General features: G+C 60.1%; 22 protein-coding genes. 11 read left to right on the top strand and 11 right to left on the bottom strand.

The genetic code is table 11. The features are described from left to right. Position 1: 1 nt before the first annotated feature. A complete protein-coding gene (locus tag AC1DYF_RS09860; RefSeq protein ID WP_477876535.1) occupies positions 2–589 on the bottom strand; it encodes a GNAT family N-acetyltransferase in 588 nt (195 codons plus the stop codon). Between the two features lie 76 nt (positions 590–665). Here AC1DYF_RS09860 and AC1DYF_RS09855 point away from each other — a divergent pair, with 76 nt between their 5' ends. From AC1DYF_RS09855 to AC1DYF_RS09845, 3 genes are all read left to right on the top strand, one after another. Then, a complete protein-coding gene (locus AC1DYF_RS09855) occupies positions 666–1,976 on the top strand; it encodes a DNA polymerase IV (protein ID WP_477876534.1) in 1,311 nt (436 codons plus the stop codon). Between the two features lie 145 nt (positions 1,977–2,121). Continuing rightward, a complete protein-coding gene (locus tag AC1DYF_RS09850) occupies positions 2,122–3,426 on the top strand; it encodes a L,D-transpeptidase family protein (protein WP_477876533.1) in 1,305 nt (434 codons plus the stop codon). A 201-nt stretch (positions 3,427–3,627) separates the two neighbouring features. Next, the gene (locus AC1DYF_RS09845) at positions 3,628–4,836 is read left to right on the top strand and encodes an MFS transporter (RefSeq protein WP_477876532.1); all 1,209 of its coding nucleotides are present in this window, start codon (positions 3,628–3,630) and stop codon (positions 4,834–4,836) included. 31 nt (positions 4,837–4,867) lie between these two features. On the opposite strand, the gene dnaE is transcribed toward AC1DYF_RS09845, so the two are convergent. After that, complete coding sequence (gene dnaE / locus AC1DYF_RS09840; protein ID WP_477876531.1) at positions 4,868–8,350, bottom strand: DNA polymerase III subunit alpha; 3,483 nt, start codon at positions 8,348–8,350, stop codon at positions 4,868–4,870. A gap of 408 nt (positions 8,351–8,758) precedes the next feature. Beyond that, complete coding sequence (locus tag AC1DYF_RS09835; protein WP_477876530.1) at positions 8,759–9,415, bottom strand: hypothetical protein; 657 nt, start codon at positions 9,413–9,415, stop codon at positions 8,759–8,761. A 243-nt stretch (positions 9,416–9,658) separates the two neighbouring features. Here AC1DYF_RS09835 and pgsA point away from each other — a divergent pair, with 243 nt between their 5' ends. The 4 genes from pgsA to AC1DYF_RS09815 are packed head-to-tail and all read left to right on the top strand — an operon-like array spanning position 9,659 to position 11,376. Then, positions 9,659–10,249, top strand: coding sequence for a CDP-diacylglycerol--glycerol-3-phosphate 3-phosphatidyltransferase (gene pgsA / locus AC1DYF_RS09830; RefSeq protein ID WP_477876529.1), 591 nt, complete (start codon positions 9,659–9,661; stop codon positions 10,247–10,249). Then, positions 10,246–10,503 carry a molybdopterin converting factor subunit 1 gene (moaD, locus tag AC1DYF_RS09825; RefSeq protein WP_477876528.1) on the top strand — a complete coding sequence of 86 codons (258 nt, stop codon included), beginning with the start codon at positions 10,246–10,248 and terminating at the stop codon, positions 10,501–10,503. The genes pgsA and moaD overlap by 4 nt, the downstream gene beginning before the upstream one ends. Position 10,504: 1 nt before the next feature. Beyond that, positions 10,505–10,969, top strand: coding sequence for a molybdenum cofactor biosynthesis protein MoaE (locus AC1DYF_RS09820; RefSeq protein WP_477876527.1), 465 nt, complete (start codon positions 10,505–10,507; stop codon positions 10,967–10,969). Positions 10,970–10,974: 5 nt separating this feature from the next. Continuing rightward, a complete protein-coding gene (locus AC1DYF_RS09815; RefSeq protein ID WP_477876526.1) occupies positions 10,975–11,376 on the top strand; it encodes a DUF4279 domain-containing protein in 402 nt (133 codons plus the stop codon). Between the two features lie 111 nt (positions 11,377–11,487). On the opposite strand, the gene AC1DYF_RS09810 is transcribed toward AC1DYF_RS09815, so the two are convergent. Further along, positions 11,488–12,384 carry a LysR family transcriptional regulator gene (locus AC1DYF_RS09810; RefSeq protein WP_477876525.1) on the bottom strand — a complete coding sequence of 299 codons (897 nt, stop codon included), beginning with the start codon at positions 12,382–12,384 and terminating at the stop codon, positions 11,488–11,490. Positions 12,385–12,470: 86 nt separating this feature from the next. On the opposite strand from AC1DYF_RS09810, the gene AC1DYF_RS09805 reads away from it, so the two are divergent. Continuing rightward, on the top strand, positions 12,471–13,283 hold the full coding sequence (locus AC1DYF_RS09805) for a phytanoyl-CoA dioxygenase family protein (RefSeq protein WP_477876577.1): 813 nt from the start codon (positions 12,471–12,473) through the stop codon (positions 13,281–13,283). 151 nt (positions 13,284–13,434) lie between these two features. Here the strand turns inward: AC1DYF_RS09805 and AC1DYF_RS09800 are convergent, their stop codons facing one another. Continuing rightward, entirely contained in the window at positions 13,435–14,346 is a 912-nt protein-coding gene (locus tag AC1DYF_RS09800) for a branched-chain amino acid ABC transporter permease (protein WP_477876524.1), read from the bottom strand. 49 nt (positions 14,347–14,395) lie between these two features. Here AC1DYF_RS09800 and AC1DYF_RS09795 point away from each other — a divergent pair, with 49 nt between their 5' ends. The 3 genes from AC1DYF_RS09795 (at position 14,396) to AC1DYF_RS09785 (ending at position 17,137) form a co-directional block, all read left to right on the top strand. Beyond that, positions 14,396–14,956 carry a CGNR zinc finger domain-containing protein gene (locus AC1DYF_RS09795; protein ID WP_477876523.1) on the top strand — a complete coding sequence of 187 codons (561 nt, stop codon included), beginning with the start codon at positions 14,396–14,398 and terminating at the stop codon, positions 14,954–14,956. Positions 14,957–14,961: 5 nt separating this feature from the next. Then, positions 14,962–15,453 (top strand): hypothetical protein, encoded by a 492-nt coding sequence (locus AC1DYF_RS09790; RefSeq protein ID WP_477876576.1) that lies wholly within the window; start codon positions 14,962–14,964, stop codon positions 15,451–15,453. A gap of 139 nt (positions 15,454–15,592) precedes the next feature. Continuing rightward, positions 15,593–17,137: a hypothetical protein gene (locus AC1DYF_RS09785; RefSeq protein ID WP_477876522.1), complete on the top strand. Its 1,545-nt coding sequence runs from the start codon at positions 15,593–15,595 to the stop codon at positions 17,135–17,137. Here the strand turns inward: AC1DYF_RS09785 and ndk are convergent. The 6 genes from ndk to AC1DYF_RS09755 form a co-directional block, all read right to left on the bottom strand. Beyond that, entirely contained in the window at positions 17,104–17,526 is a 423-nt protein-coding gene (gene ndk, locus AC1DYF_RS09780) for a nucleoside-diphosphate kinase (protein WP_477876521.1), read from the bottom strand. The genes AC1DYF_RS09785 and ndk overlap by 34 nt on opposite strands. Positions 17,527–17,708: 182 nt before the next feature. After that, positions 17,709–19,043, bottom strand: a complete 1,335-nt coding sequence (locus tag AC1DYF_RS09775; protein ID WP_477876520.1) for a type VI secretion system protein TssA — start codon at positions 19,041–19,043, stop codon at positions 17,709–17,711. A gap of 25 nt (positions 19,044–19,068) precedes the next feature. Next, positions 19,069–19,620, bottom strand: coding sequence for an OmpA family protein (locus AC1DYF_RS09770; protein ID WP_477876519.1), 552 nt, complete (start codon positions 19,618–19,620; stop codon positions 19,069–19,071). Between the two features lie 226 nt (positions 19,621–19,846). Beyond that, complete coding sequence (gene tssF, locus AC1DYF_RS09765; protein ID WP_477876518.1) at positions 19,847–21,790, bottom strand: type VI secretion system baseplate subunit TssF; 1,944 nt, start codon at positions 21,788–21,790, stop codon at positions 19,847–19,849. Then, the gene (tssE, locus tag AC1DYF_RS09760) at positions 21,787–22,332 is read right to left on the bottom strand and encodes a type VI secretion system baseplate subunit TssE (protein WP_477876517.1); all 546 of its coding nucleotides are present in this window, start codon (positions 22,330–22,332) and stop codon (positions 21,787–21,789) included. The genes tssF and tssE overlap by 4 nt, the downstream gene beginning before the upstream one ends. A 252-nt stretch (positions 22,333–22,584) precedes the next feature. After that, positions 22,585–23,073 carry an Hcp family type VI secretion system effector gene (locus AC1DYF_RS09755; protein ID WP_477876516.1) on the bottom strand — a complete coding sequence of 163 codons (489 nt, stop codon included), beginning with the start codon at positions 23,071–23,073 and terminating at the stop codon, positions 22,585–22,587. Positions 23,074–23,128 lie beyond the last annotated feature (55 nt).

Raw genomic sequence — 23,128 nt, 5'->3', positions numbered from 1 at the left:
TCTAGGCGTTTTGCAAGGCCAACCGCATCAACGGCCTTCCGTCCTTGCGAAGTGCGACTTGAGAAAATCCCGCCGCCTCGAAGATGCGGGTCGAGCCGACATAAAGGCCGACGGATTTCGATTGTTTGGTCCGATCGATCGGACAGGCTTCGAGCAATCGGGCGCCATTCTTTTCTGCAAAGACGATCGCCTCGGACAGCATGCGATGGCTCAGCCCCTTGCCGCGCTGCTTCGATGACATGAAGAAGCAGCTCACTGCCCAGATACCCTTGTCCGCCGCATCGGCATCATCCAATGGCCGCGATACCGTCTTCTGCGAATTCCAGTTGGGCACGTCGGTACGCGGGCCGACCTGGACCCAAGCCACGGGCACGCCGTCCAGATAGCCTAGAACGCCTGGTGGGGGACCCGCTTCAACCCGGGCATGCATGAATGCCTTCTTGGCTACACCATCCATCAGCTTGCGCTCGGATGACGCGATGCGGAAATGCGTGCACCAGCAGCCATAGCAGGCGCCTTGTGGTCCGAACACGGTTTCGAAATCCGCCCAGCGGTCGGCGGTCAAAGGCAAAGCGTGAAAGTCGTTCATGACGATTCCCGGTACTTGAGTGGCTTAAGATTAGAGCGTAAAGTTCAGATGTTCAACCTTTGTTCCGGGCGGGAACATGCAGGATTCGGAAAATGCGCCGGGCTTTTGCCGCGATTGCCTGAGACTGGCTTCGGGAACGGCACGGCGTTGCCGCGCCTGTGGCAGCCCTCGCCTGCTGCGCYATCCGGAGCTCAACCGCCTCAGCGTCGCCCATATCGATTGCGATGCCTTCTACGCCTCGGTAGAGAAGCGCGACAATCCGGAGCTCGCCGACAAGCCGGTGATCGTCGGCGGGGGAAAGCGCGGCGTCGTCTCGACCTGCTGCTATATCGCCCGCATCCGTGGCGTGCGCAGCGCCATGCCGATGTACAAGGCGCTGGAAGCCTGCCCGGAAGCGATCGTCATCAAGCCCGACATGGAGAAATATGCCCGTGTCGGCCGCGAGGTGCGCAGGATGATGCAGGACCTGACGCCGCTGGTGCAGCCGCTCTCCATCGACGAGGCCTTTCTCGATCTCGCCGGCACCGAGCGGCTGCATCACGATCCGCCGGCCCGGACGCTGGCGAAATTCGCCCAGCGTGTCGAGCGCGAGGTCGGCATCACCGTCTCCGCCGGCCTCTCCTATTGCAAGTTCCTCGCCAAGGTCGCCTCGGACATGAACAAGCCGCGCGGCTTTTCGGTGATCGGCGAGGCAGAGGCATTCGAATTCCTGAGAACCAAGCCGGTGACGCTGATCTGGGGCGTCGGCAAGGCCTTCGCCGAGGCGCTTGCCCGTGACGGCATCACCGAGATCGGCCAGTTGCAGCAAATGGAGGAGACCGATCTGATGCGCCGCTACGGCATTATCGGCAAGCGGCTGTTCAATCTGTCGCGCGGCATCGATGACCGCAAGGTGCATCTCAATGATGAGGCAAAGAGTGTTTCGGCGGAGACGACCTTCTTCGAAGACCATGCCCGGCTCGACGAACTCGTGCCGATCCTGAGGGCGCTGTCCGAACAGGTCTCGCATCGACTGAAGAAGGCGGCGATCGCCGGCCATACCGTGGTGCTGAAGCTCAAATCGCAGGATTTCAAGATCCGCACCCGCAACCGGCGGCTGGAGGCCCATACCCAGCTGGCCGACCGGATTTTCCGCGAGGGCCTGTCGCTGCTCGAAAGGGAGGTCGACGGCACGAAATACCGGTTGCTCGGGATCGGCGTCACCGATCTCGCCGATTCAGCCGATGCCGATCCGCCGGACCTGATCGACCGCGATGCAGGCAAACGGGCTGCAGCCGAGGCGGCGATGGACAAGTTGCGCGGAAAATTCGGCACGAAAAGCATCGAGACCGGCTACACATTCGGCCGCGGCAAGCGCGGCCATATCCCGAACAGCGATGCGAATTGACGCTCTGTAGTTTTGCTTCAAATTAACGGTAAATTCACCGTGATACGAAGCGAAAACGTGTTCCTTGCGGAACATACGTCACCGCAAAGATTCATTAAATCTCTAATCCTAGTTTGGGCACGAACCGTATAGCGTGGGGACAATCATGCTTGCACGTCTTTCTTTCCGCATCGCCTTGGCGACGACGGCTCTTTTTGGCACGGGCGCGAGCGCTGAGACGCTCGATCCGTTGCAGATTTTCGTTTCGAAGGATACGCAGACGCTTGTCGTCTATGATGGCGACCAGGTGGTGGCCACCAGTCATATTTCGACCGGCAAGCCGGGCCACACCACGCCGTCGGGCATTTTCTCGATCATCGAGAAGAGCATCATGCACAATTCCAATCTCTATGAATCGGCGCCGATGCCGTTCATGCAGCGGATCACCTGGGATGGCGTGGCGCTGCATGAATCGAACTCCGTGCCGCGCTATCCGGCCTCGCATGGCTGCGTGCGCATGCCCGGCAAATTTGCCCGCCAGCTGTGGGACATGACCAATCGCGGCTTCCACGTGGTGATCACCGAGCGAGAACTGACCCCGCATGCCATGCAGACGGCCGATCTCTTCAAGCCGCGCTACTCCCAGCCGGATCCGCAGACGATGAGCGATGCCGACCTCAGGCCGACGATATCGGTAAATCCGGGCACTGAAGTGGCGATGAACGAGACCCTGCCGAAGCTCGGCGCCACCGCCGTGGCGACGCTGCCGAAGGACATCGACCCGGTCAAGGTCCTGATCACCCGGCCCTCGCAGCAATCCAGGACGATGGCGGTGCAACAGATGCTGGCGCAGCTCGGCTACGATGTCGGCGATGCGGATGGCTATCTCGGCGACCAGACACGCACCGCGATCAAGACCTATCAAGCCATCCATAGCCAGAAGCAGACCGGTACGATGACGCCGAAATTCGTCGCTTCGATCTACAAGGTGCTGAACCGCAATCAGCCGACCGGCTGGCTTTATGTGCGACGCAACTTCAAGCCGGTCTTCGACGCACCGGTGGACATCGCCGAACCGAGCCTGGCGCTCGGCACGCATTTTATCGAGGCCGTGCATGTCAACATGGCGCAGAACAGCGCCGACTGGGTCGGCGTGACGCTGGACAACTACATTCCCAACAAGACGGCCAAACGGCTGGGCATCGTGCGCTATGGCGATGCCCAGGCGCCCGATGCCGCCGAACAGGCCTATGCCCGCGTGACCATTCCTGACTCGGTCCGCGCCCGCATCGAAACCATGCTGGGCAACGGCTCGTCGATCACGATCACCGACACCGGCACGGAGAGCAAAACCGGCGACGGCACCGACTTCATCACGGTCACCCGCGACACATCCTATAGCGACAACAGCTACCAGGACAATCTCGGCGCCAGCGATTCCGATGACGAGATCGGCCATTACGTCAATTGATCCGATACTGTCGCGTTCGACAGAACGCGGCCTGAATCCCGGAGGTCGCCTTTATCAGGCGACCTTTTCAATTTGTAAGACTATTTGATTAATTGCCGGCTTTCGGCGCAGCAAAGGCTCTGTTAGCCTCACACTATTCCCGATTCACGTTGAGGGTCCTTCCGCCAGGCGATCACGCCTGATCGGCCGGGCCATGATGCCATGACGCATGCCATTTCCGATATGTCCGCCGCCGACAGGCGACCTGCGCAGCTCATCCTGATCTCGCTGTTCGTCTGCTCGCTCGCCAATTCGTCGATCATCCCGTTCATGAGCTATTTCATCGTCGATCAGCTCGGCATGAAGCCCTGGCATATCAGCCTCTATTCCGTCGTCACCAGCATTTTCATCATGATCGGCAACCGGCTGTTCGGCGAGATGGTCGACCGCAGCAAGCCGATCTTTCCGCTGGTCTTCGGCGCCAGCCTCGGTCTGGTCGTGGCGAGCGGCGTGCTCTGCGTGGTGCAATCCTATTGGTTGCTGCTGGTTGTCGTCGGTCCGGGCATCGCGCTGGCAAGCACCGGCATATCGACCATGTTCAGCCTTGGCCGGCTCTATGGCGAACATTTCGGCCTCGACCTCACGCGTTACAATGCGCGGGTGCGGATGATGACCTCGCTCGGCTGGATGTTCGGGCCGGCGGCCTCCTATCTGATCGCGGCGCATTTCGGCAATCTCGCCGTCTTCAAGTTCGTCTTCATCCTGTCGCTGATCGGCAGCGCGACGTCTTTCTTCACCGTGCCGCATGATTTTTGCGGGCCGCGCCGGCATATCGCTTTGCGCGAGGACGGTTCGCGCGAGGGCTGGTTCGACAACAAGCCGCTCTGGCTCGCCGCTTTCGTCTGCTTCCTGTTCAACATCGCCCATGTGCTCTGTTCGGGCGCGCTGCCGCTGTTCTACACGGAAGAAGCGCATCTGCCCGTCTATGCCCCCGGCCTGTCGCTGACGCTGAAATGCACGGGCGAAGTGATTGCGATCCTCGCATCGCCGATGGTCATGATGCGCATCGGCCGCCGCAACGCGCTCTATCTTTCCACGGGCTTGGGGCTGGTAGCCTTTGCGGTTCTGCATGAGACCAACAGCATGGCACATATGGTGGTCGGCGCTCTGCTCGAAGGACTCTATTTCGGCCAGTTCGCCGGCGTTGCGGTGACATTCATCCAGGGCTTTGCCAGGGGTCGCGTCGGGCGGGCGACGTCGCTTTACATGAACAGCCTGTTCCTTGGCTCGCTCGCCGCCAATACCGGCATCGGCATCATTGCCAGTCTCGTCGATTTCCGCGCTGCGATCGCGGTCGCCGGCGGCGTCATGGTCCTGGCTGCGGCAGCGCTATTCGCCACCCGTCATGCGGACGCAGAGGCAGACGCCTGAGATCCAGGATCAAACGGCAGGCTTAGCCGGACTACACCAGTTCCACATCAACAACGCCGGGACTGGCCCTGAGTGCTGCGGCGATCTCCGGGGAAATCCGGTATTTCTCCGACAGCTCCACCTCGATCTCCTTCTTGCCGCTATCCTTGATGATGATGAAGGAGACTAGGCCCTCACCCTTGGCGTTGAGATGCGTCGCGACTGTCCGGATCGGCGTGGAATCGCGCAGGAAGACGCGCATCGCCTTCTGCAATTGCACCGACTTTTCTTCCAGCGACTGGACGGTCTGGATTCGGAGCCCGATGCCTTCCGGGCGTTCGTCGGCTTCAACGCCGATGATGAAGGATTTGCCGGGTTCGAGCATATCGCGGTATTGCGCCAGGGTTTCGGAGAACATCACCGCTTCGTACTGACCCGATGAATCCGAGAAGGCGATGATGCCCATCTTATTGCCGGTACGGGTCTTGCGCTCCTGCTTGCTGGTCACCGTGCCGGCCAGCCGGCCCGGCGCCTTGCCCTGCTTCACCGCATTGGCGAAATTGGCGAAGGTCTGGACGCGCAGCTTTTCCAGCGTTTTGACATAAGCATCGAGCGGATGGGCCGTCAGGTAGAAGCCGAGGACCTGGAATTCGCGCATCAGCTTTTCGGACGGCATCCAGGGCGTGGTGGGCTGGAATGTGATCTTTTCCGGCCCGCTCGCGGCATTGCCGAAGATGTCGATCTGGCCGCTCACCTTGTCGGACGCAGCCTTCTGCGTATAACCCAGCACCCGGTCGAGATTGCCGACCAGGAGCGCCCGGTCGATGCCGAAGCAATCGAAGGCGCCGGCCGAGATCAGGCTTTCCCAGACACGTCGGTTGATTAGCTTCGGGTCTGTCCGGAGGCAGAAATCCTCCAGGCTGGCGAAGGGTTTTTCGCCGCGGGCGGCAACGATGTGCTCGACGGCAGCCTCGCCGACGCCCTTGATTGCGGCGAGCGAGAAGTAGATGCAGTTGTCGCCGGTCTCGAACTGGCGGAACGAGGTCTGTACCGACGGCGGCACGACCTTGATGCCGAGCCGCTTGGCATCCTGGCGGAAGTCGTTGACCTTTTCGGTGTTGGCCATGTCGAGCGTCATCGACGCCGCCAGGAATTCCACCGGATAATGCGCCTTGAGATAGGCCGTCTGATAGGAGACGACCGCATAAGCGGCCGCATGCGATTTGTTGAAGCCGTAATTGGCGAATTTGGCGAGCAGATCGAAAATCACGTCGGCCTGGGCCTTGGGCACCTTGTTGGCCACCGCGCCCTCGACGAAGCGCGCGCGCTGCTGGTCCATCTCGGCCTTGATCTTCTTGCCCATGGCGCGGCGCAGCAGGTCGGCTTCGCCGAGCGAATAGCCCGACAGGACCTGGGCGATCTGCATCACCTGTTCCTGGTAGACGATGACCCCCTGCGTCTCCTTGAGCAGGTAATCGATCGTCGGATGGATGGATTCGATCTCTTCCTCACCGTGCTTGCGGGCATTATAGACCGGGATGTTCTCCATCGGGCCTGGGCGGTAGAGCGCCACCAGGGCGATAATGTCCTCGATGCAGTCCGGCTTCATGCCGAGCAGCGCCTTGCGCATGCCCGCGCTTTCCACCTGGAACACGCCGACCGTTTCGCCCCTCGACAGCTTTTCATAGGTCAGCTTGTCGTCGAGCGGCAAAGCCGAGAGATCGATATGGACATTGTGCTTGGCGATGAAATCGACCGCGACCTTGAGCACGGTCAGCGTCTTCAGGCCGAGGAAGTCGAATTTCACTAGGCCTGCCTGCTCCACCCATTTCATGTTGAACTGGGTGACTGGCATGTCGGAGCGTGGATCGCGATAGAGCGGCACGAGTTTCGCCAATGGCCGGTCGCCGATGACGATGCCAGCCGCATGGGTGGACGCGTGGCGGTAAAGGCCCTCGATCTTCTGGGCGATGTCGAGCAGGCGGGCGACGACCGGCTCCTTTTCCGCCTCTTCCTTCAGCTTCGGTTCTTCCTCGATCGCCTTGGAAAGCGGCGTCGGATTGGCCGGGTTGTTGGGCACGAGCTTGCAGATGCGGTCGACCTGGCCATAGGGCATTTCGAGCACGCGGCCGACGTCGCGCAGTGCGGCACGCGCCTGCAGCGAACCGAAGGTGATGATCTGCGCCACCTGATCGCGGCCATACTTGGCCTGGACATAGCGGATCACCTCTTCGCGGCGATCCTGGCAGAAGTCGATGTCGAAGTCCGGCATCGACACGCGTTCGGGATTGAGGAAGCGCTCGAACAGCAGCGAGAAGCGTAGCGGATCGATATCGGTGATCGTCAGCGCGTAGGCGACCAGCGAGCCTGCACCCGAACCGCGGCCCGGGCCGACCGGAATGTCATGGGCCTTGGCCCATTTGATAAAGTCCGCGACGATCAGGAAGTAGCCTGGGAATTTCATCTTCTCGATAATGCCGAGCTCGAATTCCAGCCGCTTGCGATAATCGTCCTCGCTATAGCCGGCCGCGAGACCGATGGAGGCGAGGCGGTGGTTGAGACCTTCCCAGGCCTGACGATTCAACTCGTCGGATTCCGCCTTCTCGGCTGCCTCCGCATCGCCTGTGCCACCGGTAAACCGCGGCAGGATGGGCGAGACGGATTTCAGCAGGAAGGAGCAGCGGCGGGCGATCTCGATCGTGTTCTCGATCGCCTCGGGCAGATCGGCGAACAGAGCGGCCATTTCCTTGCGGCTTTTGAAATAATGATCCGGGGTCAGGCGGAAGCGATTGTCGTCCGATACCAGTGTGCCTTGCGCCACGGCCATCAGCGCGTCATGCGCTTCGAAATCCTGCACCGTCGGGAAGAACGGCTCATTGGTGGCGACGATGGGCAGCTCGAGGCGATAGGCGAGATCGAGCATCTTCGCCTCATGCTGCCTGTCATAGGCGCCGTGCCGCTGCAGCTCGATATAGAGCCTGTCGCCGAAGAGCTGCATCAACAGCTGCAGGCGGCGTTCGGCGACCGCCGTGTTGCCGTCGCGCATCGCCATGTCGACCGGGCCGGTTGCCGCCCCGGTGAGTGCGATGACGCCCGGCATGTGATCGCCGAGCCAGGAGCGCTTGATATGGATCGAGGCATGCCCCTCGCCTTCCATATAGGCGCGGCTTACCAGCTCGGACAGGTGCTGGTAGCCTTCAGTGGTCGCCGCAAGCAGCACGAGCGCCGGCAGCTTTTTCGGCTGCTGGGTCCGTCCGTTGCGCTCATCTGACGCCTCTTCCTCGAAATCGATCGACAGCTGGCAGCCGATGATCGGCTGCAGCCCCTCGCCCGAGGCAGTCTTGGAGAATTCCAATGCGGCAAACAGGTTGTTGGTATCGGTCAGACCGAGCGCCGGCTGTTGGTCGGCGACGGCCTTGGCGATGATCTTCTTGACCGGCAGGGCGCCTTCAAGAAGCGAATAGGCGGAATGGATCCTCAGATGAACGAATTGCGGGCTTTCCGCAAGGCCTGAAAGGGCGCTGATCGTGTCCATCTGTTCCATGCCGCACCATAAGAGAATCCATTCCTCTCCAATGTAGCGGGTGCCATCGTCCTATGCCAGCTTGGGCCGGGCAACGGCGCATTTTCCCCACAGGATCAGAACGACATCATCACGACGGCGAAGCTCGCCACAAACATGACGACCGAGGTAAATGCTGCCATATCACGAAGAAATTCGCTCATTTCTGCCTCCAGTTCCGTTATGTTTCTTATATGTTCTATTAATGTTCCGTAGTCAACGCTATCCACAGGGGCAAGGTTAAAAAAGTATTGATGAAATGCGGAGCGAGCGACCGGCCCTGGAGGCGATCGCGACAAAGGACATAGGCCCACGCCCCCGCGATTAGACCGGACGGTCAGGGAGATAGAGCGGAGGAAGCCTGAAGTCCGTCAGCGTCGGTCAGAAGCGGAAGTTCAAACCGATCTGCGCGACGGGATAAAAGGTAAACTTGGAGATGCGGTCGCGTTCACGGTCGATCTCGCGGTCGATCTGGCCTTTGGTGAAACCGAATTTTTCAGCATGCGAATCGACGCTCAGGCTTGGCGAGCCGGCATAGAGCGCGCCTAGATCGAAACTGAGCGAGGTGCGCTCGTTAATCTGGGCGGAATAGCCGATGCCGAGATAGGGCTGGATGGCATTCTGGCGCGCCGTGTAGGTGGTCAGCGGATCGTCGATGACGATGCTGAAATGCTTGCCGCGCTTGACGAGGTTCTTCATCCGGCCATTAACCTTGCTGTCCGACAGCCGCACACCGGCGGAGACGCGGAAATCGTCGGCGAAGGGATAGTAATCGGCCGTCGCGCCGGCGCTCAACAACGAGACATGGTTGTGCAGGTCGGCATCCTTGTCGTGGTAGACATAGTCGAAGGCACCGCCATTGAGGCTGAGGCGACCGCCCCAATATTCGTTCCAGCGGTAACCCCCTTCGATGCCGACACCGAGCGTGCTGACAGTCGGCGTTAGCCAATATTTGTCGAACGACAGGGCATCACCGGCATGCGCCATTCCCGATGACGCGACAAGACAAGCGGTCAGCCCAGCCAGAACCAATTTCATTGTTTTCCCTCAGCGCCATATCCCACGGGCGCGTTATGATTCTACGCGAAACAAGTTGCCGGAGCCCTAATTGTGCGAATCTGGAGTCACCGGCAAAAAAACATGATTCTTGACGCAAATGCATTTGAAAGCGAACGCGCGCCTGCCTATTTTGCCCGCGAGGGGAGCGCGCGCCCGGCCGGGCTTGACCTTCATTGCCTGAAGCCATCATCTGGTAGCAATTGCGAGTCTAAGACAGAACACATGGCAAAGCGCGCTTATAACATCCCGAATATGCTGACCTATGGCCGGATCATCGCCGTGCCGCTGATCGTTCTGTGCTTCTATATCGAAGGTTCGCTGCAGAGCACGGATTTTGCCCGCTGGACCGCCCTCGGCCTATTTGCAGTGGCCTCGATCACCGATTTCCTCGACGGCTACCTGGCACGCATCTGGAAGCAGACTTCCAATATCGGCAAGATGCTCGATCCGATCGCCGACAAGCTGCTGGTGTCGGCCGTGTTGCTGCTCATCGCTGCCGACGGCACGATTGCCGGCTGGTCGCTCTGGGCGGCGATCATCATTCTCTGCCGCGAAATCCTGGTTTCAGGCCTGCGCGAATATCTGGCAGCACTCAAGGTTTCCGTACCGGTGACCCGGATCGCCAAGTGGAAAACCACGGCGCAGATGGTCGCCATCGGCTTTCTGCTCGCCGGCCCCGCAGGCGACAAAGTGCTGCCGCATGCGACACTGATCGGCATCATCCTGCTCTGGATCGCGGCGATCCTGACCATGTATACCGGCTATGACTATTTTCGCGCCGGGCTCAAGCATATTGTGGATGAAGACGAATGAAGGTCGACTTGGTTTATTTCGCCTGGGTGCGCGAACGGATCGGCAAGTCCGGCGAGACGATCGAACTGCCGCCGAGCGTGCTGACCGTGGGTGATTTGCTCACTCATCTCAAGACGCTCGGCGAAGAATATGAACTTGCGCTGGAACACGACAGGGTGATCCGCGTCGCAATCGACCAGGAACATGCCGAACAGGATGAACGGATTGCCGGGGCGCGCGAAATCGGCATCTTCCCGCCGATGACGGGCGGCTGAGATGTCTAGCCTCGAACCGCATGTCCGGGTGCAGGCGGAGGATTTCGACATCGCCGCCGAGACGGCGCGGATCACGACCGGGCGGCACGATATCGGTGCAGTCGTAACCTTCACCGGCCTCTGCCGCGACGAGGACGGGCGGCTCTCGGCGCTGGAACTCGAACATTATCCTGGCATGGCGGAGTCCGAAATTGTGCGCGTCTGCCAGCTTGCGGCCGAGCGCTGGCCGCTCAAGGGACTGACGGCGATCCATCGTTACGGAAAGATCGTGCCAGGCGAAAATATCGTCCTGGTCGTCGCAGCATCGAGCCATCGCCAGGCGGCCTTCGATGCCGCCAATTTCGTCATGGATTTCCTGAAAACGTCGGCACCGTTCTGGAAGAAGGAACATGCAGTTGGCGGCGCCGAAGGTGCCTGGGTCAGCGCGAAGGATGCGGATGACACGGCCGTCCGGAAGTGGGAATAGGCCACGTGGGTGAACTCCACAGCACGGCCGCATCCCTTCGCTTCACTGGCGATGATCTCGATCCGGATGAGTTATCGAGCAAGCTCGGTGCAGAACCCAGCACCAGCGCTCGCAAGGGATCGATCCGGCAGACGCCGAAGGGAAGGGAATTCATCGCTCGGAGCGGCATCTGGATATTGAATGCCGGCCAGCTCACTCCGGGCGATCTCGATCGGCAGATCAACACGCTGCTGGTCGATCTCAGCGGTGACCTTCAGATCTGGCAGGATATTGCCAGGCGCTACAAGGGCCATATCTTTGCTGGACTGCTTCTAGGGAGCGTCAATGAAGGCATGGGTCTGATGCCGCAGACGCTTTCCATGCTGGGTGCGCGGGGATATATCTACAGCCTCGCAGAAGAAGAGTGATTTCGCCGAAGGCCAGGCGACAAGTTAGCCAGCGCCAGATGACGGCGTGTGGCCCTAAGCCGCCATTCGATCGTGCCGTCATCTTGGCCCAAACCCGTTGAATCGGCGCTATCACAATTCAAGAACCATCCCCATGATGGCATCGCGCGTCCTCTCGGCGTTGCCCGACAGAGCATTGTCTCGATGGGAGACCAGTATGATCGGTTCGGTGACGGCTGCGTCGGTGATCGGCACCTGCCGGACCGCCTTGCCGTCATAGGTAATCTCGGACTTCGGCCGCGTATAGGAAAGCCCGACCCCCAGTCCATTGGCGGCAAGGCTTCGCATCGTCTCCATCGTGCCAGCCATATGTACAATCGAGAGCCGGTGACCTCGTTCGCTGAACACCCGCAACATATGGGCCTTGCTTAAACCCTGGTCGGTGACGATGATCGGCGCAGAGGCAACCTCCGCCATCGTCGCTGCTCCGGCATGCGCAAACGGGTGATCCGCAGACACCACCGCCTGAATTGGCAAGCGGAGGAGTTCACTTCGGATATAGGCGTCATCGAGGCCGAGGTCGTATGTAATTGCAAAGTCCATGCGCCCCGATTTTCCCAATCCTGACGAAACATCCTCAAAGTCGCCAAGCAGCGGATGTATATGGATGTCGGGCAAAACCCTTCCAAGATGTGAAAGGACTGGCGCGAGCAAAAGCGGCGCGAGGTCTTGGAAGAAGCCGAGAACGACAGGCTGTCCGGTTTCGGCGACACCGCCTGTCATCAGACGTTCCGTGTCGTCGACGATCCTGGACGCACCTTCCAGGAAGTTACGCCCGAAAGATGTGGGGATCATCGGTCCACCCGATCGACGAAAGAACAGCGGCTTGCCCAACTCCGCTTCAAGTTGGCCGAGCGCGACCGACAAGGCGGGCTGGGACACGTTGAGCGCCGCCGCTGCGGCCGAGACACCGCTGTGCCGCCAGATGGCAGTGACATATTCGAGTTGACGAAGCGTGACGGATAACATTTCGCGATACCGTGCATGAAGAAGTATTATTAGAATTTATGGCAATCGCGAACTACTGTTGTCAACATCGAACCACGGAGGCACTTATGTCGGCATCGCTCGTTACGGACCAGAACATCGAGGATTATCAGCGAGACGGCGTCGTCCTGATCAAAGGCCTGCTTCAGCCTTGGGTCGAGGAACTGCGTGCGGGCATCAAGCGCAACATGGATGAACCGGGACCGTACGCTTCGGAAAACCTCAAGCCGGGGGACAGCGGCCGGTTCTTCGACGACTACTGCAATTGGGAGCGCATTCCCGAGTTCGCACATGTGATCCGCCAGCCGGCTGTTGCAGAAGCAGCTGCCGCGCTGATGCGGTCCGAGACCGTCCAGATGTTTCATGACCATGTGTTGGTCAAGGAAGCACAGACTTCCAAGCCGACACCCTGGCATCAGGACGGTCCCTATTATTTTGTCGAGGGCAGACAGACTGTCAGTTTCTGGTCGCCGCTCGATCGGGTAAAAGAGGCGAGCCTTCGGTGTGTGGCCGGTTCCCATCTCTGGGAAAAGCAGGTGCTGCCGACACGATGGCTTTCCGAGACCAATTTCTATCCCGATCCGGGCGAATACATGCCAGTCCCCGATCCCGACGCGGAAGGCATGACGATCCGTGAATGGGAGATGGAACCCGGAGACGCCGTGGCTTTCAATTTTCTCACGCTCCATGGAGCGCGCGGGAATTCATCCGGTCTGCGCCGTCGAGCCTTTTCGCTGCGCCTCGTCGGCGACGATGCGAGATATATCGAACGCCCCGGCCGCACTTCGCCGCCATTTCCGGGACATGATATGCAAGCTGGGCAGCGGCTCCGCTCCGACTGGTTTCCGTATCTGCGCGGTGGCGACATCGTCGAAACCTGAAGATCGAACATGCTAATGGTCTCAGCTTGTCCGCTAGTGGCGCGATGAGGACATCGTTGGCCTCTGTCCGCTCGAGGGCCGGCCCAACATCCATGGCCGAACCCACCGCCTAAGAAGCTTTCAACGGGACTGTACGCATATGGTCCCGCCACTAAATCCGCCTCTCCTGCCTCAGCAGCACCGCCAACGCCACCAACATCGAAAACATCGCAAAATCGCGCCACATATAGGCCATGTAGGCACCCCAGAAAGTCTCCACCAGGCCGAACACGGCAGCACCCGCCGCCGATTTCGCCGGCGAGGATTGGTCGCCGATGGCGGCGATCATCACCACTTTCAGGCCGAACATCATGCCGGAGCCGAAATCCATCGAACCGAAATAGCCGGTCGCCATGACGCCTGCCACGGCCGAGAATGCTGCTGTCACCAGCGAGGCAATCACCACGACGCTTCCAGAATTGATACCCAGCAGTTCGGCGGCACGATCGTCGTCGCAGACGGCGCGCCAGATGCGGCCGAGAGGACTGCGCGCCAGGAACAGCGAGGCAGCAAGCACGATCAGGGCCATGGTCAGCGTGTTGATGATCTGGATCTGGGTCAGCATGACCGGAAAGGCGGCGAGCTGCCAGAAGACGATGCGGCCGTTGAGGAAAGGCGACAGCCAGAGATCATGGGCATTCACCGCGATCCGCACCAGCTCCATCAGCGTGATCATCACTGCCAGCGACGCGATGATCACGGCATTTGGCGAGACGAAGGAAAGTGGGCGGATGACTTTGTCACCGACCAGTGACGCAGTGAGCAGCGTATAGGCTATCGCGGCAAACGCCCCTACTCCCAAGGCTGCCGGGTAGATCAGCCACAGCCGGTCATAGCCGAAGGCGGTGAAGTAGACGAAGAGCTGGCCGGCGAAGGCAAACAGCGCGCCAGGGGTGAAATCGACGCGGCGCGACAGGCCGAAACTCAGCGAATAGCCGAAGGCCAGCATGGCGTAGAGCGCCGCATTGGGGGCGGCATTCAACAATTGCTGCAGGAAATAGGCGAGATCGGCACTGGCTATCATGCAAAAATTATAACTGGTAAAATGCGATTTACCAGTTATAATTTCCGGCATGAGCTTTATCTGGACCCCTCACCGTTTTGCCGGCGGCGCCTTGGCGCTCGATGTCGCCAACAGTGTCATCATGCGCTTCGACGACAAGCGCCGCGCCGACCGCTTTGCCTTGCCGTCGCAGTTCGAGGCTTTTGCCGATGCAGCTGAGAAGCTTTCGGCTGAACGCGAGGAATTTCCCGGCTTTGCCACGGTGGCGCCGGAGCGCAGAGGAGCGTTCATTGCGCTGAGGGAGAGGATCGACGCCTTCTTCCGGCGTCGCGTCGCCGAGAGGCGAGACGACCCTCAGGAGATGGCGGAGCTGCTGGAACGGGTTGCCGAGACGATCCGCGCCTATCCCGAGGCACCGTCACCCTGCCCCGTCGATCTTGCCACGGCGCGTTCGGCGCTGAAGCTGATCTGCCTGGAAGAGCGGGAGCGGCTGAAAATCTGCCCGAACTGCGAATGGCTGTTTCTCGACAAAAGCCGCAACCGCAGCCGTAACTGGTGCGACATGACCGTCTGCGGCAATCGCGCCAAGGCGCGGCTCTATTATCACAGGACGAAGGAAGGTGTGCGGTGAGAAAGATGCTGCTGTTGCCGGCCCTGATGGCGCTGGCGCTTTCGTCCGCGTGCCAGCGCGAGACGACCGAATATATTTCCGTCCAGGGCAAAATCTTCATCTTCAACATCCGCCTTGCCAAGGCCTATTACGCGCTCAACCTCAACCGGCTGAAGGCGACGCCGGACAATTCCGTCGTCCGGGTCGAGTTCGAAAATCCGGCCGGTGGTGCGCCGCTGATCAGCGAGCAGAAAGTGTTTCCGGCAATGTCGCGCATCGATATCGAAAGTCCCGATGCCAGCTGCATTGTGGCCGGCAAGCCCTACAAGATCCATATCGTGCTCAATGATCCCGATGGCAAGCAATTGCAGGTGCTCGACACGACGCTCACCTCGACGCTCGACCAGACTGTCATGCCGGCGGAGTCGCTGGTCGAAGGCCCGGCCTATGACAAGAACCCCGATGCCTTCAACAAGAACGGCACGACCAAGTTCCGGGAGAAATGCAAGGCAAGCTGAGACGAGAATATGAAGCCGGCCCAGTGAACCCTGAAGACATCAAGCCCGCGACATTTTCAGCATTTTGCCTGAACACATCTGTCAGCCCCAACAATACGTGTGTTAGATTTGGCCCTCGTAAGTGCCCGAGGACCCCAGTATGGAATTGAAATTCAAGGCCTTTTTGCTCTTTGTCGGCCTTTGCGTCGCACCGATCGCGGCGACGGCAGCCCAGACCAAGGCCTGCGCCCACAAAGGCACCATTGTCAATCTGGCGGATGTGCTGCTCCGGGATCTCGGCGCCCACGACCCGGCTGTCGCACGCTTCTATGCCCGCGATGCCGCCTTCCTCAAGATGTACTACGCCCCGATGAGTCCGCCGGCCATTGAGGCAATGTTCGATCACATGATCAGCGGAGGCGCGGCGGGCGCATCTGGATTTGCCTTTGCTTATTATCTTTCGACGACGAGCTATGATGAAGCGATGCTCAGGATCGGCAACCGAATGCATGATGCCGATCCGAACGCATTCGACCTGACCCTGATGCGGTCGCTTGCCAAAGCAGGGCGGTACGATCTGGCGGTCAATATGACGAAGGGCGTTTCTCCGCATCCCGAACAAGGATCCCTGCTGCCGCTCGCCCTGCCGTTCGTCGAAGCTGGCCCCGCGGAACGGCAGCGGCTCGCAGATATCGCCGACCGCTCCGGCGCCATCGTGCTGGCGGGAGAACTCTACGCATCCCTACCCAGCTACGAAGCCTGGACTGGCTTCCTCCGACGCCATTTCCAGACGCTCGGCTATCTTCACCTCGAGGGCAACTTCATCACCTTCTCCGCGATGCGCTTTGAGAACGCGGCTTTGCCCAATCCCAAGAACGGCGCCAACGGAGCGATGCAGCGCCGGTTCATACAGAGAACGGCGGCGGCGGCGTGGCTCGTGCCCGGGCCGAGCCTCATCTACCAATATCTGGGGCAGTTCAAGTTCGAACCGGTCTACGGCTCGCGCGCCGCGATCAAGCTCAAGGCCGCCTATGACAGCCACGCGCTCCGGCCCGACGGTCCCGTCGAACAGGGATGGCTGATGAGCTATCGTGCGCTGGCGGCGGCATCCGCAGCGGATGATCCGCATCTGATGGTGCAGAGAATGCAGCAGATGCGGATCAACAGCCGACACTACCTCCAGGGAAGTGTTGGCGACATCCTCGACACGATGCTGGCGGCAGAGGCGATCGGGCCCTGGCTCAGGGGAGCAGGTGGCGAATTTCCTGGCGTACCCGGTCTGGCGAGCGACACGCTGAAGGCGGATTGGCCGAAATGGCGAGCAGTGGCCGTCGCGATCAGAGGCAATGGCGCGCCGGATGGCCTGGATACGGATTTCGCATTGCGCGGAATGGTCGCGGACCTGCTTTACGCCAAGGGCGACGCACCGCAATTGCTGAAGCTGATCGCCATGGAGAAGAACGATGGCTTCAGGGACCGCCTGGCGGCGGATTTCATCAGCCGTCTCGACCGGCTCTGCGACAGCAGCCTGTATTTTCCCGGCGAGGGAATATTCCTGCGCAATACGTCGCTATACCGCTTCGAGATCGTGCCGCAGCAAAAAACCGGGGCGCCTGCGCCCCGGTTCTTGAAAATTTCCAATGACTTGAGGCAACAGCCTCAGAACTGGATTCAGCCGACGACTTCGGTGCCGGAGAACCAATAGGCAATCTCTTCCTTGGCAGTCTCGGGAGCATCCGAGCCATGCACGGAGTTTTCGCCGATCGAGAGTGCATGGACCTTGCGGATGGTGCCTTCGGCAGCGTTGGCCGGGTTGGTGGCGCCCATGACTTCGCGGTTACGGGCAATGGCGTTCTCGCCTTCCAGCACCTGCACGATGGTCGGAGCAGAGGACATGAACTCGACCAGTTCGCCGAAGAACGGGCGATCCTTGTGCACGGCGTAAAAACCCTCGGCCTCGCGGCGGCTCATCCAGACGCGCTTGGAGGCGACGACACGCAGGCCGGCATCTTCGAGCATCTTCGTGATAGCGCCCGTCAGGTTGCGCTTGGTGGCGTCCGGCTTGATCATCGAAAAGGTGCGTTCAATCGCCATGTCCTATAGTCCTCATATTGGTTTCTTCAGGTGGCGGGGTGCATAGCCGCCTTCGTCCGCGAAGACAAGAGGCGGTGCGGCAGAAGCGGCTGAAAAGGCTGATTTTCACGGCCTTGTCACAAAGACGCCGGATCGGCGGGCCGATATCGGAAGCAGATGGTGCGGCAGACAGCTCAGGTCTTTCAGGGCTTCTCGAGCAGTTCCCGCATGATCGTGGCAAAGTCCTTGCTCATGAATGAGCGCGCCTGCGAGAGCAGCATCGGGACGGGGCTGGATGGCTCGGTTTCGAAAAGAAATTCCTCGACCGTCTCGATCGCCAGGAACACGTCCTCGCGGCTTTCGATCGGAACCGTGGACGCCGAGGCTTTGGTCTCCCAGGCCTGGGTATCGGCATTATCCGACGCGCTCAAGGCGCGGATCTTGGCCACCCCGAGGTTGAAGCCTGATGCCTTGTCGACCTGGATGATCATGGCCTCGACCTTGGCGGGTGCCAGGGCCTCCAGCGCCTCGATCAGCGGCCGCCCCACGAGCATGCGGGCCTGCCGGACCAGCAGGCCGGAGGGCGAGGACGGCTCCCTGGTCTGGAAATATTCTTCGAGCCGGACAAGCACCGCCTTTGCCTCGGCATGGCTTTTGATCTTGAGCGCCTTGGCACGCTCCGGGTCAGTCCGGAACACCGAACGGACGGCCTGCATCAGGCCCGAACGCTCTGTGGAAGCCGCATCGGCTTTCTGCTCCGCACCCGGCGCGGCACCGCCGGCCGTAGGTTTCCTTCCCTGCCCAGCGCCCAGTTTCAGGAAGGTCTCGAGAGACACCAGAACATTGTCGACTTCCGCGACATTGGGCGGTGGCGCACTCGGCGCATTGGTCGACCAAATTTCGAGGATGGTGGCAAGCGCCGCTCGGCAGCGCCCCGCATCGGCGAGGATGTTCCCAACCTCTTCACGCACCTCCTCGGTGGTCACGGCCTTCGTGACGTCGTTGAGCGCCGGGACCTCCTCGCCGGGATAGGCCATTTCGGGACGGCCGGCGATCCGGTAATGGCGGAGCATGACATAACCGAGCTTGCTGTCGTAGAACAGGCGGAGATAGTTGATCGGCGCGATCACGCGCACGGGATGGCTCAGCACGGAGAGCGCGAGCTCGCGCATCTCGACATCGCCATTGTCGGGCGCGGGATGCACGTCCGCCCACCATGTCGTGAGCAATTCGGCGGCCGCTTCCAGGCATTCGGCAAAACCGCCGAGATCGCCGCTCAATATCCTGAACTGCGCCAATAACGCGATCAGCCGCAGGTCCTTGCTGCGCTTGAGCAGGGAGAAGATCGGCTTCTCCTCCGCGGCGATCTTGATCGACGCCGGATCGAACAATTGACCGGTCCCCGGGGAAACATATTTCCCGGGGAGGCGGTCAGGAGCGGTGATGGTGTAATTCAGATATTCGCCGTCTTCCTCGCTCAAATCCGGCCCGCACGGACGATCCTCCGTGACGGGCGTCAGACATAGCGACAGCAGCATCGATGCGTCCTGGGTCAATGTGGGCTCAGTCTGCCTTGAGCTTCAGTTCGACCCGGCGATTTTCAGCCGAAAACGGATCTGCGCTGTTGCGCAACTGCTTCTCGCCAAAGCCGACGGCCTGCATCCGTTTGGCGCTGATATGGTTCTCGGCGAGGAACTGTTCGACCGACTTGGCGCGCCGCTCTGACAATCTTTGATTGTAGTTCGGAGTGCCGAGCGCGTCGGTGAACCCTTCGATGCGGAAACCATCGCTGGCGAGCGCGGCATTCTTCATGGCGGCCGCCACCTTCAGGAGGTTTACCTTCGACTCCGGCCGAAGATTGGCAGAGTCGATATCGAAATTGACGACCAGATCAAAACCGGCCACCTTCGGCGTCTTGGCGCCGCAGTCCTCCTCCGAGCCTATGCAGACCGAGCGCGTCGCGCCGGATTTCCTGGCGTCGGCCAGCACCTTCTTCTGGGCTAGCATGAAATTGACGACATCATCGGATGTGTAGGTCTTCACATCGCCTGCGAATGCAGTGCCGACACTTGCTGCGCAGACCAATGCAAAAGCCAAGCTGAATGTGGTTCGCATCGCCTTAACCTCTTCCTTAGGTTACGCCTTGCCGAGATTATAACCCGGTTCAGCATCAGTTCAAGAACTTCATGGGAGCGCAGTCTACTCAATCTGTACCGGTGCGTGCCGGGAACAAAGACAGCAATGAGGTTAGACTGGTCATCCCTTCACTTTGGCTATCTGCTGCTTAGATGACGCATGACAGCGCTGTTTTATTCGGGGCGTAAGCCCATTTCCGGGCTTATCAAATGAGCGAGCGCTGGCCGATAACATGCTCCCAACGCTTGATAAGTTGCCGCTGTTTCGAGACGATGACCGTCTCGGTGAAACTGTTGAGCGACGCATATTCCGACAGGAAATTCTTGAGCACCGTACCGAACAGAAACACGCCCTGCCCTTCGAATGCCGCCTCGTCGAACGTCACCGTCACTTCCATGCCGCGAGCGACGTTGAAGCCGTTTTCCTGCTGGATTTTCCGCACCAGCGGCCGGGTCGACACGTCGGTTATGCCGCGGATGCGCCGTTCGATCGTCGGGTTGCCGACATCGGCGAAAAGCATCAACAATTCCCGCAATGCCGCGGCGCTGTCCTTGTTGCTGCGCAGGGCCAGGCCGATGTGATTGAACTGCAGGAAACTAATCAGCTTCCAGAGCATGCTGCCCACCGTTTCGGCGCTCTTGCCGCGCTGCAAGCCAAGCAGGATCGACTCGCGCGGCGGCGTCGGCCCAGCCACACTCTCGAAAGGGATGGTGGTGTTGTCGACCAGCTTGAAACGCACCTTGCCGCGTGCCGCGGTCAATCGCTCGGCGAGATGACGGTTGGTCACCAGCGCCCGGATCTGCAAGGTCCTGACCGGTTCGGCCTCCACCGTCTCGGCCGGTTCCTTGAGGCTGAGGAAGGTTTCGGTGCCGAGATAGGTATTGCTGAGCCCGGCGCGCCGTTCCTTGTCCGTCTTGCGCCGGTCGAGCCGCCGGCTCGAATAGAACAGTGCGGTTGACAGCTTCAGGTTGTTGCTGGCGGCAGAGTAGAGAGGATAGACCTGCACCCTTTCCTTGTTGCGCGGAAATTGCGCCGCAACGTCCAGTATGCGATAGATTTCATGGTTGAGCGGCCGGCTGCGGTCAACGATAACAGCTTGCTCATGCTCGTCGGTCCGCATCGGCAAGGGAGCGCAGACCACTTCCGAAAGATTGGCCGCGGGAACGACATAGAGGCCGAAAGCGTCAGGGTTGACGACCGAGATCAGCCGCGGCACGACACTGTCGAATTCGAAGACGATTTCGAAGCGATCGCTGTCAATCCTGGCGAGATGCTGTTTGAGGCCACGCAGGCGGAAGCCGAGATATTTGGCCGGAAAAGCGAAAAACTCGCGCAAATGATTGAAGCCGCTGAAGAAGCGGTCGTCATAGCCGAACAGTGAGGTGTGCGGCTCGAAACCGACGGGTTCGATGGCCAGGCTTCCGAGCGGCAGAACCTTGGCGTCGCCGAATTCGTCTTTGTAGGAAATCGACAGGCGTCGCAGTTTGGAAAACAACTGCTCGTAGAGCAACCCGGCGTCGCTCGCCGGCGCGAGCAAATAGATCGGCAACACATCCGGCGTGCTCTTGTTGACCTTGAAGCCATTCGCCTTGCCGCTCGGCGGTGCATCCCAGCCCGGCATGGCAAGTTCGATCGCCATGCCGGCAGCGACCGAGGGCGCGGGTGCCAGACCCCGCGACTGCAGTGCCGCCGCCGAGCCAAAATACTCGGCCTTGCTGATCTGATAGGGCCAGAGCGTCAGGCCGTCCGCCATCCGGTAGCGACAGATGACCCTTTGATTGGATTCCATGAACTCGGCGTCAAGGTAGCTCCCTGCCGGCAATTTCGTGCCGGCAATCAGGGCCGGATTCGATACATCAGGGCGCGCCTGCACCAGGGCGAAGGACGGCGTCGGCGCAAGGATGCCCGGCATCAGTTGCTCGATCAGCTCGACGGTGAACTGGCTGAACTCGCTCTTCAACTTCTGCTGCACGCGCGCAGCCATGAAGGCGGTGCCTTCCAACAGCCCGCCGATCAGGGGATCGACATGCTCCTCCGTCAGGTTGCCGAGACGGCCGGCCATTTCCGGATATTCCTGAGCGAATTCCTTGCCGCGCTCATAGAGCAGCTTCAATTCGCGGTCGTAGAGTTCGAGAAATTCCTGGTTCATCCGACGGATGCGCCTTTCGTGACCTGGATCTTGCCGGACGAGAGATCGACCTCTGCCGTCAGCTCGATCTCGAAATCGAGCGGATGCGCCTTTACATCCGCCCTGAGCGACAGTTCGAGCTGCTGGCCGACGTCATCGACCACTTTCTGCCGCTCCAGCCGAAGGGTTTCCTTGATGATGCGAGGCTCGTAAAAGGTGACGGCTGCCATGATATTCTGCTCGATCAGCGAGGTCTTTTGCCCTTCGCTGGCGAGCCCATGGAAATCATAGAGGCCGAAGTTGAGAACCGACTTGCGGACAAAGCTGTAAGAGCTGACATCGAGCGCCGACTGCAGGTCGATCGTATTGACGATATGGCTGACATTTTCAGCAATCGAGCGCTTCAGTTCCGCCTCGTCGAGGCTCCTGCGCCGTTGCGCGACCAGCATTTCGGGGCCAACCGCAGCGATGGCGGCCTCCTGCTTGTTCTGGTCGGTCTTCTCTTCGAAGTTTTCCTGGAACCTCTGGAACAGGGACAGTTGATATCTGCTTTCAGCCGCCATCTGTCTTCACTTCACTTCCGCCGAGTTCGCCGCAGGCAGTGGCCGAACATCGGACCAAAGATCCCAACACGACCGAAGACTGTATCGGACACCGCTCACGGCATGCGCAAGAAGCTTGGAGGACACGGCCCGTCGGTCGAAACGCCGGAGCGACGCAGAGCCTGGCCGCCCGTCATTCACATTGCTCAGCCCAACCGGGCTGATTTCACCGGCGGCGCAATTGCCGCCGGTCTTGCTTCGAACGATCGGAAATCAGGCGGCTGCCTTGTTCGCGGCGATATCCCAACCCTGGGTCGTATCACCTTCGCCCGTGCCCTGCGCCGACTGGGGCGTGTATGTCGTGACATAGCTCGCGAAGTTGAGGGCCAGGTCGACATGCACGGTGTCGCTGCTCTCCGCGCCGGTGATCGAATGGCTGGTGACCAGCACTTGGGTCAGAACGATCTTGACATAGTCCACCGGGCTGTCGCCACCCGCCTTTTGGCAGATCAGGGTGGCGGTGTCGATCGGCTTGCCGCTGCAGCAATACTGCATCAGCGCCGCGTCGGCCTTGCAGATATTCTTGGTGAGAACAATGTCGCGCACATCGACGCGACCGGCACCCGAACCATGACCATGCGTGACCGAAGACTGCTGGAACATTCCAAAGCTGAAGCTTTCGATCTGGATCTCGTCTTCGTGACCCTCAACACGTGATTCGCCTTTAATCGAATCAATCTTAAGATGCATATTTGTAGACACGGTAATCTCCTAGCTTGGTTGCTGCGATAGCGATCGAGAGCGTGAGCCGCGCTTG

Source organism: Rhizobium sp. P2_G9, assembly GCF_056403475.1.
The sequence above is the reverse complement of the archived record's forward strand: the minus strand, read 5'-3'. Positions and strand labels throughout refer to the sequence as shown.